This window comes from Pseudoalteromonas sp. S4741 (assembly GCF_005886135.1).
Lineage (GTDB): Bacteria > Pseudomonadota > Gammaproteobacteria > Enterobacterales > Alteromonadaceae > Pseudoalteromonas > Pseudoalteromonas tetraodonis.
This window is the reverse complement of the sequence record NZ_PNCN01000098.1, coordinates 23,322-39,784: the sequence shown is the minus strand read 5'-3', so window position 1 is coordinate 39,784 and position 16,463 is coordinate 23,322. Positions and strand designations below refer to the sequence as shown.

The window sequence follows — 16,463 nt, the reverse complement described above, 5'->3', positions numbered from 1 at the left end:
GTTCTTAACTGACTGGCATTATGCACTAGGCAGGCTTTTATCAATAATTACAATTTAACGTTAAATTTATCGATTAGAAAAAATTAACTTTAAATTCAGCGCCAATGTAACGCTCTTCATTAACCATTGCTGTATTGTTAATGAAGTCAACACCACCAATTGCTTGTTGCTCGTCAAATAAGTTACGTACGAATGCTGATACTTCATATTCGTAGTCGCCTTGCGCCCATGCATAACCGGCACGTAGGCCAACTTCTGTTAGCGGCTTACCTTCAAACTCAACTGATTCATATAAGAAAAAGTCAATTTCACTGCGGTACGACACATCAGCGTAAGCAAAGAAATCACCTTCAGCGAGCTCTTTAGTGTAACGAAGTGTGATGTTAGAGATCCACTCTGGAGCATGCGGTAAGCTGTTTCCATCAAGCATAGCTTGACCATTCATGACTGGGTCTAAAATCTCCAGTCGACTTGGTGCAGCAATACTAAGAGTATCGTCTTTAAGCTCAGTTTTGTTATAGCTTAAGTTAAATGTTGCATTTAGCTCATCACTTAACACCCACTCAGAATCAAGCTCAAAACCGTAGCCAGTTGTTTTATCAGCATTTAATAAACGGTTAAAGTTAGCACCACCACCTACAGCTGTTAGCTGTTGGTCATCCATAGTGTAATAAAATATGGTTGCGTTAACACGGCCTTGGCCATCTAACACATCAGATTTAATACCTGTCTCGTATGACGTAACAGTTTCTGAATCAGCAACGGTTACTTCACTACCAAATAAGATACGACCTTGAAGACTCGGTGCGCGGAAACTGTTAGCAATGCGGCCATACCAATTTACATCATCATTGATTTTATAGTTAGCTGATAAATCCCAGCTTACGTGATCATCATTAACATTTTGGTCAATATATAACGGCCCACCGATAGGACTGAAAGCACGATCGGCTGAAAATTCTTTCTCATCGTCTGAATAACGAAGGCCCGCGGTTACTTTCAAGTCATCAGTAATGGTGTAATCAACTGAGCCGAATACAGCCCATGCTTTAGTGTCTTGCTGTTGACTAACAAAACCATTTAATACGCCGTTGTTAGAAGCATCATAGCTAAAGTTTTCAATCGTTAATGCTTCGTCGAAGTAAAAAACACCCACCTGGTAGTTTACATCACCAGCAAAGTTACTTGATAGGCGTAACTCTTGCGTGTATTGGTTTTGATCTGGAATACCATCGGCACTTTCAGCCAAACTGAGAGCTGTTCCATCGATATCTGCGCGAGAATAAATTTCTGCGCTTTCCCAACCAGAGATTGACGTTATTGTATGGTTAGCTAAGTCCCACTCAAGTTTTAGGCTTGCGCCTTGCGATTCTACCTGTTGCGTCGCACGAGATGCGGCATCGTGATACACCACGTCATTTTCAAAACCGTCTGCTAAGTCATTCGTGCCCGGCTTAATTGCGTTGCCGTAAAATGGAATTGGCGAACCATCTAAATCACGAACATGGTAGTTAAATAATCCAGTGAAATCGTCACCTTCATATAAAAATTGAATACGTGCAGCTTGTTCAGTGTAACCACCTAAGGCATCTTTTTGTTCAAAGCCCGGTGCTCGATTATCAATATAATCGTCTTTGTCTTGCCAAAGTACTGAAACACGCGTTGATAAACGGTCTGTTAATGAACCACCAACAGCGCCTTCAAAATCAACTGCGCCACGGCTACCATATGATACAGAGCCATAACCTTCAAATTCTTGACTTGGTTTAACGGTATCAAATTTAACTAGACCAGCAGGCGTATTACGGCCGAACAACGTACCTTGTGGGCCACGAAGCACTTCAACACGGGCTACGTCAAATACAGGGAAACCTTTTAAAATAGCATTTTCTTGTACAATTTCATCAACTACAAGTGACACAGGCTGTGAAGCATTCAAATCGAAATCAGTGTTACCTAAACCACGTACATAAAAGCGTGGGAATGAACGGCCAAATGAAGATTCAATAGATAAACTTGGAATTTTTGCATTTAAGAAACGAATATCCATACCAGCTGAGCTGTAAGCATCTAAACTGTCGCCTTGCAGGGCTGAAATAGCAACAGGTACTTCTTGAGCGTTTTCTACTCGTTTACGAGCAGTTACTTGAATAACTTCTAGTTGGTTCTTCTTAGCAGTAGTTTCTTGCTCAGCAGCTAGGGCTGAAATTGAAGTACCTGCTACGGCAGAGAACAACGTTGCATTGATAAGGGTTGCTAACGTAGATCTTTTCATTGCTTTCATGTCAGGGTTAACCTTTTTAGTGCACTCTTGTTCAACGGTTGATGTGTTGCGCAATTAAATAATTACGGATTCAGTCAATTTTTCGCGACTTGCTCTATGCGGCGCGGACCTTATTACCGAGAGTACAAAAACGGCATAAATAAGGCTGACTGAATGCGCGAGATTATATCATGCTGTAATATATTTACCGCATATTGAACACTAAAAAATAAACTTATTTTTAACACTTAACCGCACTATCCCGACATTTAGTGTACTTTTAGCAACGAAACAACCAAAAAGCGGACATATGTCCTTACAGTGAGTTGTTAAAAAATATAGCGAAATAACGCGACACTTTTTTAAATACTACTTTTTCACTAATGAGCGTTTAAGAACAATTTCACCATCAATATGAAGATCTCGCTGCGGGAATGCAATAACCACATCGTGTTGTTCAAACACTTCATAAATCCTAAAACGAATATCACTGCGGACTTGTCTTAAGCGAGTTTCAGATTCAGCGCAGACCCAAAAAATAGCATTAAAAACTAGCGAGCTATCTGCAAAATCATCAAACAATACGGTTGATTGAGGCGTTGCCAGTATTGCCTCATGCTCATCTAATACTTGCTGAATTAACTTTTTAACTAATAACACGTCAGAGCCATAAGCTACGCCTACGCTTACCGACGAGCGCGCATTGCCATCAATAAGCGTCCAGTTTGTAACCGTATTTTCTAATAACTGGCTATTAGGGATCAACATATGCACCCCGTCGTTTCTGCGAATGCGGGTAGAGCGAGTGTTAATAGTTTCAACCACCCCTTTTGCAGTGCCAACTTCTAGAAAATCGCCAATACGGATTGGCCGCTCCCACATTAATATCCAACCGCTAATAAAGTTATTAATAATATTTTGTGCACCGAACCCCACACCAATGGCAATGGCACCCGATACAAAGGCAAATGCGGTTAGTGGAATGTTGAGCACCTCAAGGGAGGTAAAAAGTAAAATCGCAATACTTAAAATGAAATAAAACCGAGTAAATAAATGCACTGCATCTGGGCTCATTTTTCGAGCAAGTAATGACTTCTTAATCAATTTACCAATACGTGTAACCACAAACCACATAGTAAATAAAATCAGTGGGACTTGAATGACTTTAGCAACCGTAATATGTACGTCGTTATAACTAAACAGCACAAAACCTAGTATGTCGTTAATTTGTTCTATATTCATGATTATTCCATATAAAAATAAGCTAGCAGTTAGTAAATCAGAAAATGCTAATAATTGAGTGAGTCTAGCATGTGGTTAAATTAAATAAGTAACAGTCTGTTTAAAATAATGACGGTAAAACAACCGTAATTGCCTCGTGTCGACATGCTTGCATTGACCTTGGGGTAATTTGGGCTGTGTACTGCTGCTTTTATCTACTAAAGCTATTTTTGCAATCTAATTTGCGTTTAAATCCTGCTTTAAATAGATAAACTTTGTTGTATATAAGTCAAAATTTGGTAAGTTAACTGTGTTTTCGACTCACTAAGCCTATTTCGGCTATTTTTTCTATGGAGTTATTATGCGTAAAACACTGATTGCCACTACGATTGCTAGTGCACTTTTATTATCTGCCTGCTCTTCTGAGAGCACTAAAGAAACAACACAAGAAACCGCAGCGCAAGTTCAAGACATTAACGCAAGCAATGTATTGTTCAAACCAAGTCCACTTCAATACATGGCGCCTGAGTTTGATAAGTTTGGTACGACTGAATACGAAGCCGCATTTGATGCAGGTATTGCACAGCACAATGCAGAAATATTGGCAATTGCCAACAACCCAGCGCCAGCCACTTTTGAAAACACCTTAGTTGAAATGGAGCTGGCAGGCGAGCTACTAAACCGCGCATCAGCTGCGTTTTATAACCTATCAGGCCTTATTTCAAACGATGAATACCAACGTATTGATAAAAAAATGGCGCCAGTTTTCTCGGCTCACTCTGATGACATTTATTTAAATGGTGCATTGTTTAAACGTGTACAAACGGTATACGACAATAAAGATAAGTTAAGCGCTGAAGATCAACGCCTAGTCGATTTTTACTACAAACAGTTTGTAAAAGCCGGTGCAAAATTAAACGATGCTGAAAAAGCAAAAATGCGTGAAATCAACGCAGAGCTTGCAAAACTATCAACTGAGTTTTCTCAAAACGTATTAAAATCGTTTAAAGAAGACGTCATTATGGTTACTGATAAAAGCAAACTTGCGGGTTTATCTGAAGGTGAAATTGCCGGTCTTGCAGCCGCGGCTAAAAAAGCAGGCAAAGATGGCTACATGATCACCTTAGTGAACACCACGCAACAGCCTATTTTAGCAAGCCTTGAAAATCGTGAACTACGTGAGCAGATTTTTAAAGCATCAACCAATCGTGCTGCTAAAACAAATGGCCCTATCATTATTAAAGAAACTAACCTGCGCGCACAAAAAGCAGAACTGTTAGGCTTTAAAGATTGGGCTTCTTATGTAATGACTTCACGCATGGCGCAAACTACTGATAACGTGTACGGCATTTTAGATGACTTAGCGCCAAAAGCCGTTGAAAAAGCGAAAGCAGAAGCACAAGCAATTCAAAAAGTAATTAATGATTCGGGTGAAAACTTTGAACTTAAACCATGGGATTGGTCTTTCTACGCAGAAAAAGTACGCGCTGAAAAATACAACCTAGATCCAGCCTTAGTTAAGCCTTATTTTGAAATGCAGTCGGTTATCCATAACGGCCTGTTCTTCGCCATGGAAAAACTTTACGGTATTACCTTTAAAGAGCGTAAAGACCTGCCGGTTTACCACGACGATGTAATGGCATTTGAAGTATTTAACGCCGATGGCAGCGCCATTGGTTTATTTTACATGGACCCATATGCACGTGAAGGTAAGCGTGGCGGTGCATGGATGAGTGCATACGTAAGCCAAAGCGGCTTAAAAGGCACTAAACCTGTTATTTACAACGCACAAAACATTCCAAAGCCGGCTGAAGGCGAGCCAACGCTCATGACGTTTGATGAAGTATCAACTATGTTCCATGAGTTTGGTCATGCGGCACACGGTTTATTCTCTGACGTTAAATACCCAAGCCTAGCAGGTACTGCAACAGCACGTGACTTTGTTGAATTTCCATCACAAGCACACGAAGATTGGATGATTGAACCAACGGTACTTGCTAACTACGCTAAACATTACAAAACTGGAGAGCCAATTCCTCAAGCACTACTTGATAAAGTACTTGAGTCGCAAAAGTTCAACCAAGGTTTTGGTACCACTGAATATTTAGCAGCAGCGCTACTGGATATGGAATGGCACTCATTTGGTTCTGATAAGAAAATAACTGACGTACAGCAGTTTGAAAGTGACGCATTAAAGGCACATGGTATTGATTACTACCCTGTTCCACCGCGTTATAAATCAAACTACTTTAGCCATACGTTTGCAGGTGGTTACTCAGCGGGTTACTACGCCTACCTGTGGACTGAAGTATTTGCAGCCGATGCCTTTGCTCATATGGAAAACAACGGTGGCTTAACGCGCGAAAATGGCGATAAGTTCCGTAAAGAGATCCTATCAAAAGGTAATAGCCGTGACTTAATGCAAAGCTACATTGAGTTTAGAGGCCAAAAACCAACCACTGACGCCCTGCTTAAGCGCCGTGGTTTAGTTGATTAATTAATATTTTTAAGCAACTGATATAAAAGCCCGCTTGCGGGCTTTTATTGTTTATAGAACAATATATAACAGATAAACTGACACCATTACTTAAGACAAGATGAGTGTTATGGGCTATTTATTTGCAGTTACCCTTCTTTGGGCGTTTTCGTTTAGTTTAATTGGTGTGTACTTAGCAGGCCAAGTTGATGCATGGTTTAGTGTGTTAATTCGTGTGGCTTTAGCAGCGTTAGTATTTTTGCCTTTTTTAAAGAAAATCCCCACCCCGCTTGCGTGTAAACTCATGCTGATAGGCGCACTGCAACTGGGGGTTATGTATGGCTTTTATTACCACTCATTTTTGTTTTTAAGTGTGCCAGAGGTGCTGTTATTTACTGTAATGACCCCGCTTTACATTACGCTTTTAAACGATGCGCTAAATAAACAGTTTAATCCGCAGTTTTTTATCGTTGCGTTTATTGCCGTATTAGGCGCTATTACCATTCGTTATGAAAACTTAGACAATAACTTTTTAGTCGGATTATTACTGGTTCAAGGCGCTAATATTAGTTTTGCCATCGGCCAAGTAACCTACAAACGATTAATGCTTAATAAACAACTCGATGATAAAACCGTATTTGGTTGGTTTTTTATTGGCGCATTAATTGTTGCAAGCGCCTGTTACGCCCTATTTGGCGATCTTAACAAATTACCAAGTACCTCAACTCAATGGGGCATACTTATTTATTTAGGTATTGTGGCCTCTGGTTTAGGCTACTTTATGTGGAATAAAGGCGCGACGCTTGTCAATGTTGGCGCGCTGGCGGTGATGAACAACTTGCTTATTCCTGCCGGTATAATTGTTAATGTGCTTATTTGGAATCGAGACGCTGACCTACTTAGATTAAGCATTGGCGCGGGAGTGATGCTGGTTGCATTAGTGGTAAACCAAATAATGGCTAAATCAGCAAATTAATCACTCTGTAGTGAAATTGTCATTAATAATTAGTAAGGTAGCGTTCACTTTTATTTTTAAGGACAAATAATGAAGCGCATACCTTTTCTAACAACTTTTTTATTATTAAGCTCACTGACTGGCTGTGATGACGATGTAAAAATAGTCGAAAAAGAAGTGGTTGTTACCAACACTGAGGTTGAAATTGTTGAAGTAGCTCAAGGCACTAATGTTCAACTAGGTACTCGCCCAGACTACCTAGTTGACGATATGGCTAGCAGCGCACTAAAAACAAAATTAGAATCGTGCAAGGAAGGTCCTTTTTATCGTACTGATTTTTCAATTGGTCACCGCGGTGCTCCAATGCAATACCCAGAACACACTAAAGAATCTTATATTGCAGCCGCTCGTATGGGTGCTGGTGTTGTCGAATGCGATGTAACCTTTACCAATGATAAAGAGCTAGTATGTCGTCATTCTCAGTGCGACTTGCACACCACCACTAATATTTTAGCCATTCCAACATTGGCTGCTAAATGTAGTGAGCCATTTACTCCAGCAAACTCTAACAGTGACTCGCCTGCTTCAGCTAAATGTTGTACCAGTGATATTAGTTTGGCAGAATTTTTAACTCTTGAGGGTAAGATGGATGGCGCAAACACCAGTGCCACCAATGTTAGCGATTACATGAAAGGTACACCCGGTTGGCGCACTGACTTATACGCCACCTCTGGTACACTCATGACCCACAAACAAAGTATTGCACTCTTTAAAGAGCTGGGAGTAAAAATGACCCCAGAGCTTAAATCCCCTCAAGTGAGTATGCCCTTTAACGGTATGACCCAAACGCAATACGCACAAAAAATGCTGGATGAATACACGCAAATGGAAGTACCCGCTTCGCGAGTGTATCCGCAATCATTTAATTTAGCTGACGTAAAATATTGGATTAACACTAATCCTGAATTTGCAGCGCAGAGTGTCTATTTAGATGGACGCGACAGCAATACAGGGTTTGATCCAAACAACGCAGCAACATGGCAGCCATCTATGGCAGAGCTCATAAACGACGGCGTTAAAATTATTGCGCCACCCATTTGGATGCTATTAAGCATAGATAACGACAGTAACATTGTCCCCTCACAGTACGCTATTGATGCTAAATCCGCGGGGCTTAATATCATTGCATGGAGTCTTGAGCGCTCTGGCCCTCTAAATCAAGGCGGCGGTTATTATTATCAGTCAATTAGTGATGTTATAGATAACGATGGCGATATGTTCACTGTGGTTGATGTGTTAGCGCAAGACGTAGGTGTAATGGGTATCTTTTCCGATTGGCCTGCCACCGTAAGCTACTATGCTAGCTGTAATAATATGCCTGCAAGTATTTAGACTTTAAGGCGTGTTTATTTTATCGCGCTCAGTTACCATATATTTTATATATTATTTAATTGAGCGCTTTTATGATCATCCAACACCACCATGCTGACTTGCCTACCCCAACGGGGTTAATGCGCACTACAGTTTATCGCCCACACGCTCACGGGCAATTCCCAGCCATTATTTTTTACTCTGAGATTTTTCAGCAAACCGCGCCTATTGCTCGCAGCGCTGCTATTTTAGCAAGCCATGGCTTTGTCGTACTTGTGCCAGAAGTATTTCATGAACTTAACCCTATCGGGACAGTGCTTGCTTATGACGATGCGGGTAAAGATAAAGGCAATAACGATAAATGGGCAAAACCGCTTGAATCCCACGACAGCGATACCCAAGCGTTAATCGACTTTGTACAAACACACGATTACTGTACTGGCTCTGTAGGTGCAATGGGTGTTTGTATTGGTGGGCATTTAGCTTATAGAGCCGCATTAAACCCCGCAATAAAAGCCGCTTTTTGCTTATATGCCACTGATATTCATAGCGACACACTTCCCGCACAAAAAGGGAATAATTCATTTGAACGTATGGCTGATATACAAGGTGAAATCCACTTTATTTGGGGAAAGCAAGACCCCCATGTGCCACAACAAGGTCGCGACAAAATTTATCAACAAGCGGTTAGTACGGGTATTAATTACCAATGGCAAGAAGTGAACGCGCAACATGCCTTTATGCGTGATGAAGGCGAGCGGTACGATGCAGCACTTGCTATCACCATGTATCAGCAAGCCGTTGCTTTGTTTAACCGAGTGCTTTAAGCGCTATTATTTAAGCATACCTAATGCGGTATGTTGCTTTACAAAATACGCTTTTAAATAATCAATAAACAAACGCAGTTTTTTAGAGCCCGCCGCCCCAGGCGGGAACACCCCATAAAGTTCAATGTCTTTGCTTTTATAATCATCGAGTATAATTTGCAGCAAACCCGCTTGTACTTTTGGCCATGCATCGTAAAGTGGAATACGACCAATACCATGCCCCGCCTCTACAAACGCAGTGCGTGCAGCAGCGTTATTGGTGCTTAAACTACCTTGCATTGTAATATCGACCTTTTTGCCTTCTTTTTGTAAGGTCAGCGTTTTACTACCTAATTGATAAACCACCCATTGATGCTTTGCCAACTCATCGGCTGTGGTGGGTTTACCAAAATGCGCAAAATAATCGGGCGCACCACAAATACAGGTACTCATAGTAGTGAGCTTAGTGGCTTGTAAGTTCGAATCGCGCAGTGCAACCCCTCTAATTGCAAAATCAAACCCGTGCTTAATAATATCCACAACGTCATCCGTGAGCTGTAAATCTATATCAATTTTAGGGTACTGACGTTTAAAGGTATTTATTGCCGGTACAATTAACTGCATCCCTACATTTACTGGGCAACTTATTTTTAATAGCCCTTGAGGTTCACTTTTTATATTTTCTATTTGCTGATTAGCGGCATTAGCTTGCTCTGTAATAACACGGCAACGCTCATAATAGGCCATTCCGGCTTCGGTTAACGCCATGGTGCGGGTAGAACGGTTAAGTAGCGTCACTTCGAGCTGTGTTTCTAATTTTTTTAAGTGATAACTCGCTACAGCACGGGTCAGCCCTAATTGTTTTGCCGCTGCAGTTAAGCTGCCCTGCTCTACAATTTGTGCAAATACCACCATACTTTTTAACTGTTCAAACGAGACTTTCATGGGCGCTCCAGTGCGGTTTTAACTTCAACCCTCCAATTGTATCAATTATTGAATCAATTAAGTTAAATTTATCATCGTTGTTTAAAGCCCTCTTAGTGCATATAGTCTTTATCAAGCAAGATTAATTAATTTAAATCATCTTAAGGAATACCTTATATGGCTAAAAAAATACTTATGGTTCTTACATCACATGCAGAGCTTGGTAACACTGGCGAAAAAACTGGTTTTTGGGTAGAAGAATTTGCAGCCCCTTATTACGCATTTATTGATGCAGGTATTGAAGTAACATTGGCTTCTCCAAACGGCGGTCAGCCTCCGATTGACCCAACTAGTACACTTGCTGATTTTCAAACTGAGGCAACCAAACGTTACGATACAGACAGTGGTGCACAAACACTGATGGCAAATACCAAAGTTTTAAGCGAAGTAAACTCTTCTGATTACGACGCCGTATTTTACCCTGGTGGTCACGGCCCTTTATGGGATTTAGTCGATAACATCGATTCTGTATCGCTCATTGAAAGCTTTATTAAAGAGCAAAAACCAGTCGCTGCCGTGTGTCATGCAAGTGCGGTATTTTTAAATGTTAAAGACGCTGATGGCAATGCATTAGTCGCCGGTAAAAAAGTAACGGGCTTTACTAACAGCGAAGAAGCCGCTGTACAACTTACTGACATTGTTCCATTTTTAGTTGAAGACGAACTTATCAAAAAAGGTGGCGATTACCAAAAAACCGATGACTGGGGCGTACTTGCTCTAGAAGATGGTTTATTGATCACCGGTCAAAACCCAGCAAGCTCAGAACTTGCAGCTAAAAAGCTATTAACTAAACTAGGTTAATAGCAGCCAACAACTCAAATCAGCACAGCATTTTATGCTGTGCTTTTTTAATTGCTTTTCATTACCTTATACAATTCCTATACTGGCAACACTTTCGGTAAATTAGGATCACACTATGGCCACTAAACCAAACACGCTTTCACTTATTACCAGTACCCGTTTTGCTATTTTTAGTATTATTATTATTTGTTTTGTATTGCAGCTTATTAATAGCCTACCTGGCATTAATTTAAACGGTTTAGGTATTTATCCCAGAAGTATTCAAGGGCTGGTTGGTATTCTTTGTGCTCCCTTTTTACACGGTAGCTGGTGGCATTTTGCCAGTAATATGTTGCCATTTGCTGTATTAAGTTGGTTAATTTGCCAGTACAGCGTACAGCGCTTTTATAGTGTATTTATATTCACCGCTTTAGTAGGTGGCTTATTAGTTTGGATGTTTGCCCGCAGTAATATTCATGTAGGTCTAAGCGGTGTCATCTATGGTTTGTGGGGATTTATTTTATGCTATGGCATTGTAAGGCGTTCATTTAAATCGATTTTTATCGCTGTTATCGTAGCATTTTTATACAGCAGCTTTATCTGGGGCGTATTACCGCAGCGTTTTCATATCTCGTTTGAGAGCCATTTTTTTGGTGCATTAAGTGGATTGTTTTTAGGTTATAAACTAGCAAAAGCAGATAAATTAAAAAATCAGCAAGCAACAACTAAAACACGCGTTTAATAAAGATAGAGGTTATTTATGAGTGAAAACAACGAATACATCCCGCCTAAAGTATGGACATGGGACAGTGAGAGTGGTGGTAAATTTGCTAGTATAAATCGCCCCATTGCAGGCGCTACTCATGACAAAACACTACCGATTGGCGAACATCCATTTCAGCTTTATTCGCTGGCAACACCCAATGGCCAAAAAGTTAGTATTATGTTTGAAGAGCTGTTAGAGCTTGGCTTAACCGATGCCGAATACGATGCGTATTTAATTAATATTGGTGAAGGCGATCAGTTTGGCTCTGACTTTGTTGATATAAACCCGAACTCAAAAATACCCGCGCTGATGGATCATTCAACCACACCGCCAACGCGCATATTTGAGTCAGGTGCTATTTTACAATACTTAGGCGAAAAATTTGATGCCTTTATTCCTAACGATCTCAAAGCAAAAACAGAGTGTCGTAACTGGCTATTTTGGCAAATGGGCTCAGCACCTTACCTAGGCGGTGGGTTTGGCCACTTTTACAGTTATGCACCGAGTAAAATGCAATACCCGATTGACCGCTTTACCATGGAAACTAAGCGTCAGCTTGATGTATTAAACCGCCATTTAAGTGACAATGAATACATGGCAGGCAGTGAATATTCAATTGCCGACATTGCTATTTGGCCGTGGTATGGCTCACTGGTTTTAGGTGACCTATACGACGCGGCAGAGTTTTTAGATGTTGCATCTTATACGTATGTGGTTCGTTGGGCTAAACAAGTGGCTGCACGTCCAGGCGTAAAACGAGGTCGTCGCGTTAATCGTACGTGGGGCCCGGAAAAAGAGCAAATGGCAGAGCGCCACACGGCCCAAGACTTTAAATAAAAGTCAAAACAGTTCAATAAGCCAGCTGCTTAGCTGGCTTTTTTATGTCCATTAATAAAAAATATTGAATCATATTTCAGCTTCATATTTTATAAAAAATTAAATAATTTTCTTTAAGTGCACGCAGCGAAGGTGTAAAAACATTAACGCTCTACCATGACTTAGACTATTCAAACCATTACGAATCGGCCTATGCAATGAAGATGAAGGTGCTGACTGCTTTAGCAGAGATTAATAATAACGTGCAAGATTATAAGCTCACACTGATTGAAAAAGACAACCGAGGTAATGCGAATCACAGCTTATTGCACATGCAGCAGTTTCTAAAAGACCCCAATGCACTGGTTTTTATTGGTGGATTGCACTCCCCGCCGTATATAAAAACAGAGAGTTCATCAATAAAAACAAACTTTTACTATTACTGCCTTGGGCTGCCGGAGGGTCTATTACCCGATACCCTAGCGATGATAACTGGGTATTTAGGCTCTCGGTAGATGATACAAAAGCCGGCTATAGAATGGCCCAATTTGCAACGCAAACTCTAAATTGCAAAAATCCCCTCTTACTTTTAGAAGACACGCCATAGGGAAAATCAAATAACAACACCATGCTTAAGGCCTTCGTGATATAAAACCACAAGTAAAATGGTTTAACTGGAACACAAAAATAAATAACGCCAAATTAATACTGCATAAAATAAAAAATACACCTGCTGAGTGTATTTTATTTGTTGGAAATGCCATTGAGGAGGCTGTTTATAAATGCGATGGCAAGTTTTGCCAAAAATGAACGCCTTCCTATTGTGAGTCATTGGGGAATAACGGGTGGGGATTTTTTTGCCAACGTTGAGCAAGCCATAAAATCAAACTTGAGCTTACATTTTATACAAAGCTGTTTTTCATTTTTAAAAACGCCGCAAGCCGCTTTAACTAAAAATGTTATAGCACAAAGCTTATCCCTGTAGCACTCACTGAGTTAATTTCTCCGGCTGGATTTATTCATGCCTACGACTTAACAAAACTATTGTTACAGGGCATATCACAAATAACTTTAACCGATAATACAGAGCAAAACAGAGCAAAAATCAAACATGCACTTGAGAGCTTAACCATCCCAGTTAATGGATTAATAAAACAATACCAACGTCCTGTTGCTGGGTGGTCAGCTAATAATTTACCGCCAATTTAATTGCTGCTAAAACTACTCGCTTCATAATCGATATTGCTATATCAATTATTGTAAGTATGGCTTTAAGTAAAACCCTTGATAAAGAGGTAGATCTTATGGCTGCGCATGTTGTTTTAATGACCAAGGATGAGCTAAATAAACAGCGCGATTTATATCAAGCGTCTCGGTTTTCAGCCATTGTTATAAAGCCCATAATCACACAAAATCTTTTTAAGATGCTATCGACCTGCTTTAAAAGTAATAGCAGCCTCATTACTGAGGATTTATCTGACACTCAGCCTTTGTCGAGCGATGATATTGTATGGGACAAAAACATTCGTATTTTACTGGTTGAAGATAACAACATTAATAAAATCGTCGCCTCTACCACGCTTAAAAAGATAGGAAGTAATAGCATTGATATTGCAGAAAATGGCCAGCACGCGCTCGAATATTTAAAACAAACAACTTCCCATAACCCGTACTCACTCATTTTAATGGATTGCCAAATGCGAGTAATGGATGGTTACCAAGCCACAACCCATATAAGAGTAAATGAAGCTGGGAGTAAAAATCCCCCAATTACTATTATTGCTACGACAGCAAACGCTATGGTGGGCGATAAAGCTAAGTGCTTACAGGTTGGAATGAATGACTATATTTCTAAGTCCATTGCGCAAGATATATTATTTAAAGAACTCCTAAAATGGTTGCCATATGAGCTTAAAAATAATGAGTAAAGTAGATATGTTAATCATATCATCTTAATATATATAAATATTTGTACTTATACAGCGGTAAAATAGAGTGAAAAAACTAACAAAAGAGCAAATTTATAAACGCTTAAATAACGAAGAAGATGCTCGCGCGTGTAAGGCCATTGACGATAACGCATGCCAAGAAGTCCCCGGTAATTTTATTACTTTACTACTAAGCCAACTGTTTAGTAAGTTTGCTGATGCGCTACTCAATCCCAAAATAACGCTGCCGTGGTTAATGCAAAGCTTAAACGTGCCAGCGAGTTTTATTGCTTGGCTAGTACCTATTAGAGAGTCAGGTTCACTGCTGCCACAGTTAGCCATTGCTGGCTTTATCCGCCAATTGCCTATTCGTAAATGGGTGTGGGTTATTGGCGCTATTGTGCAGTCTTTATGTATTTTGGCTATGGTTGGTGTCGCGTTTACACTTGAGGGCAAGCTTGCGGGTTACGCCATTATTGGTTTATTAATTTTATTTAGCTTAGCTAGAGGTTTTAACTCGGTGGCCGCAAAAGATGTGCTTGGAAAAGTTATTCCTAAGCAACAGCGCGGTAATATTAGTGGCTTAGCTGCCAGTATTGCCGGTTTTGCCACCTTAACGTTTGGCTTGCTTATGTGGTTTTTTTCACAACAAAAAGATCAAAACACCGTCATTATAGCCTTAGCACTCGGTGCAATAATGTGGGTGATCGCGGCTTTTTTTTACAGCCAAATAAATGAATATAAAGGGGCAACTGATGGCGGTAAAAATGGCTTGCTGCATGCATTTTCTAAACTTAAGCTGCTTTATAAAGATAAACAATTTGCCCATTTTGTTATTACGCGTGCGCTACTTTTATGCTCAGCTCTGAGTGCTCCTTTTTATATAGTTTTAGCAAGTAAACAGTCTTTTGAATTTTCTCTGCTTGCCACTTTTATTGCCGTTTCTGGCTTTGCTAGTTTAGTCTCGGCGCCTATTTGGGGCAGACTCAGTGACTTATCCAGCCAGCGTGTTTTAGTGCTTAGCGCTATATTAGTCACATTTAATGGCTTAGCCGTATTTGTTATTGCCACTTGGTATAGCGCACTACTGCTAAATTGGTGGGTTATGCCTATATTGTATTTTTTACTCTCAGTTGCACACCAAGGCGTGCGTTTAGGGCGAAAAACTTACCTTGTAGATATGGCTGAGGGCAATAAACGCACCGATTATGTATCGGTAAGTAACACGGTAATTGGGGTGTTATTACTACTTCTGGGTAGTATAGGTTTACTCGAGGCTTTTTTATCAACCGCTGAGCTAATTTTACTTTACAGCACCCTTGGTTTTTTAGGTGCTATAAGTGCATTCTTTTTGCCACAAACCGAATAATCGGTTACCCACATTGCTTTATAACTGTGGGCGCTTTAGTGCAAATTTGTCTTTCGTGGTACTAAAATAATCGCCGCCCATTTTACCCACCGCATCCAAACGCGTTGGATCAATATACCCGTTCACTAAAACGGTGTCGTCGAGAAAAATACCCACTACATCTAACAGCATCATTTGCCCACCGCTTGGCTCATCTGAAATAGTAATCACCTCTCGCAACTTACATTCGTAGCGTACTTTTGACGCCGCAACACTTGGTACACTGACTAATTGGCTGGGAGTACGCTGTATATTTGCAGCATCAAATTCACTCACGTCACGTGGATAGTTAGCGCAGCTTTGGTTCATTTGATCAACAAGCGAATGGCTAACAATATTAACCACGCACTCTTTGGTAGCGAGTAAATTATTTAACGTATCTTTATTTGCATTATCGCGAGGGTTTACTTGCGTGACGCTTAAAACCGGCGGGTTACAACTAGCAACAGTAAAAAACGAATAAGGCGCAATATTAGCAACCCCCTTCTCACTTAACGTGCTTACCCACGCAATCGGTCTTGGGCTTATACCGCCTACTAAGTAGCTATAAACAGAGTGGTTGCTATTGTCGGTTAAATCTAAAAACATGGTTTCTCACTTTTAATCTTAAAAAACTAAATCGGAAAATCGCTACGCTGCGTACAAGTAAATAATTACTTCATAGCATTTTTAAATAGTACATTGGATCC

General features: G+C 40.3%; 14 protein-coding genes. 10 read left to right on the top strand and 4 right to left on the bottom strand.

Translation table 11 applies throughout. The annotated features are described in order from the left end of the window. Window positions 1-73: 73 nt before the first annotated feature. Both CWC30_RS13500 and CWC30_RS13495 read right to left on the bottom strand, forming a co-directional pair. A complete protein-coding gene (locus tag CWC30_RS13500) occupies window positions 74-2,284 on the bottom strand; it encodes a TonB-dependent receptor (RefSeq protein ID WP_138627345.1) in 2,211 nt (736 codons plus the stop codon). 348 nt (window positions 2,285-2,632) lie between these two features. Continuing rightward, window positions 2,633-3,505 (bottom strand): mechanosensitive ion channel family protein, encoded by an 873-nt coding sequence (locus CWC30_RS13495; protein ID WP_138627344.1) that lies wholly within the window; start codon window positions 3,503-3,505, stop codon window positions 2,633-2,635. A gap of 340 nt (window positions 3,506-3,845) precedes the next feature. On the opposite strand from CWC30_RS13495, the gene CWC30_RS13490 reads away from it, so the two are divergent. From CWC30_RS13490 to CWC30_RS13475, 4 genes are all read left to right on the top strand, one after another. Then, window positions 3,846-5,981, top strand: coding sequence for a M3 family metallopeptidase (locus tag CWC30_RS13490; protein ID WP_138627343.1), 2,136 nt, complete (start codon window positions 3,846-3,848; stop codon window positions 5,979-5,981). A 109-nt stretch (window positions 5,982-6,090) separates the two neighbouring features. Next, the gene (locus tag CWC30_RS13485) at window positions 6,091-6,936 is read left to right on the top strand and encodes a carboxylate/amino acid/amine transporter (protein ID WP_171034721.1); all 846 of its coding nucleotides are present in this window, start codon (window positions 6,091-6,093) and stop codon (window positions 6,934-6,936) included. Window positions 6,937-7,005: 69 nt separating this feature from the next. After that, on the top strand, window positions 7,006-8,307 hold the full coding sequence (locus CWC30_RS13480; RefSeq protein WP_138627341.1) for a glycerophosphodiester phosphodiesterase family protein: 1,302 nt from the start codon (window positions 7,006-7,008) through the stop codon (window positions 8,305-8,307). 71 nt (window positions 8,308-8,378) lie between these two features. Then, a complete protein-coding gene (locus CWC30_RS13475) occupies window positions 8,379-9,113 on the top strand; it encodes a dienelactone hydrolase family protein (protein ID WP_028835409.1) in 735 nt (244 codons plus the stop codon). A gap of 6 nt (window positions 9,114-9,119) precedes the next feature. On the opposite strand, the gene CWC30_RS13470 is transcribed toward CWC30_RS13475, so the two are convergent. Beyond that, window positions 9,120-10,037: a LysR family transcriptional regulator gene (locus CWC30_RS13470; protein WP_036983270.1), complete on the bottom strand. Its 918-nt coding sequence runs from the start codon at window positions 10,035-10,037 to the stop codon at window positions 9,120-9,122. A gap of 156 nt (window positions 10,038-10,193) precedes the next feature. Between CWC30_RS13470 and CWC30_RS13465 the strand changes: the two genes are divergently transcribed. From CWC30_RS13465 to CWC30_RS13440, 6 genes are all read left to right on the top strand, one after another. Next, the gene (locus tag CWC30_RS13465; protein WP_138627340.1) at window positions 10,194-10,877 is read left to right on the top strand and encodes a type 1 glutamine amidotransferase domain-containing protein; all 684 of its coding nucleotides are present in this window, start codon (window positions 10,194-10,196) and stop codon (window positions 10,875-10,877) included. Between the two features lie 115 nt (window positions 10,878-10,992). Further along, on the top strand, window positions 10,993-11,598 hold the full coding sequence (locus CWC30_RS13460; RefSeq protein ID WP_069440305.1) for a rhomboid family intramembrane serine protease: 606 nt from the start codon (window positions 10,993-10,995) through the stop codon (window positions 11,596-11,598). Window positions 11,599-11,616: 18 nt separating this feature from the next. Next, the gene (yghU, locus tag CWC30_RS13455; protein ID WP_138627339.1) at window positions 11,617-12,459 is read left to right on the top strand and encodes a glutathione-dependent disulfide-bond oxidoreductase; all 843 of its coding nucleotides are present in this window, start codon (window positions 11,617-11,619) and stop codon (window positions 12,457-12,459) included. A gap of 197 nt (window positions 12,460-12,656) precedes the next feature. Further along, complete coding sequence (locus CWC30_RS18835) at window positions 12,657-12,953, top strand: hypothetical protein (protein WP_249929873.1); 297 nt, start codon at window positions 12,657-12,659, stop codon at window positions 12,951-12,953. 750 nt (window positions 12,954-13,703) lie between these two features. After that, window positions 13,704-14,366 (top strand): response regulator, encoded by a 663-nt coding sequence (locus CWC30_RS13445; RefSeq protein ID WP_249929872.1) that lies wholly within the window; start codon window positions 13,704-13,706, stop codon window positions 14,364-14,366. Between the two features lie 67 nt (window positions 14,367-14,433). Continuing rightward, window positions 14,434-15,735, top strand: coding sequence for an MFS transporter (locus CWC30_RS13440; protein ID WP_138627338.1), 1,302 nt, complete (start codon window positions 14,434-14,436; stop codon window positions 15,733-15,735). An 18-nt stretch (window positions 15,736-15,753) separates the two neighbouring features. Here CWC30_RS13440 and CWC30_RS13435 read toward each other — a convergent pair whose 3' ends face one another. Continuing rightward, the gene (locus tag CWC30_RS13435; RefSeq protein ID WP_069440309.1) at window positions 15,754-16,362 is read right to left on the bottom strand and encodes a flavin reductase family protein; all 609 of its coding nucleotides are present in this window, start codon (window positions 16,360-16,362) and stop codon (window positions 15,754-15,756) included. Between the last annotated feature and the right edge of the window lie 101 nt (window positions 16,363-16,463).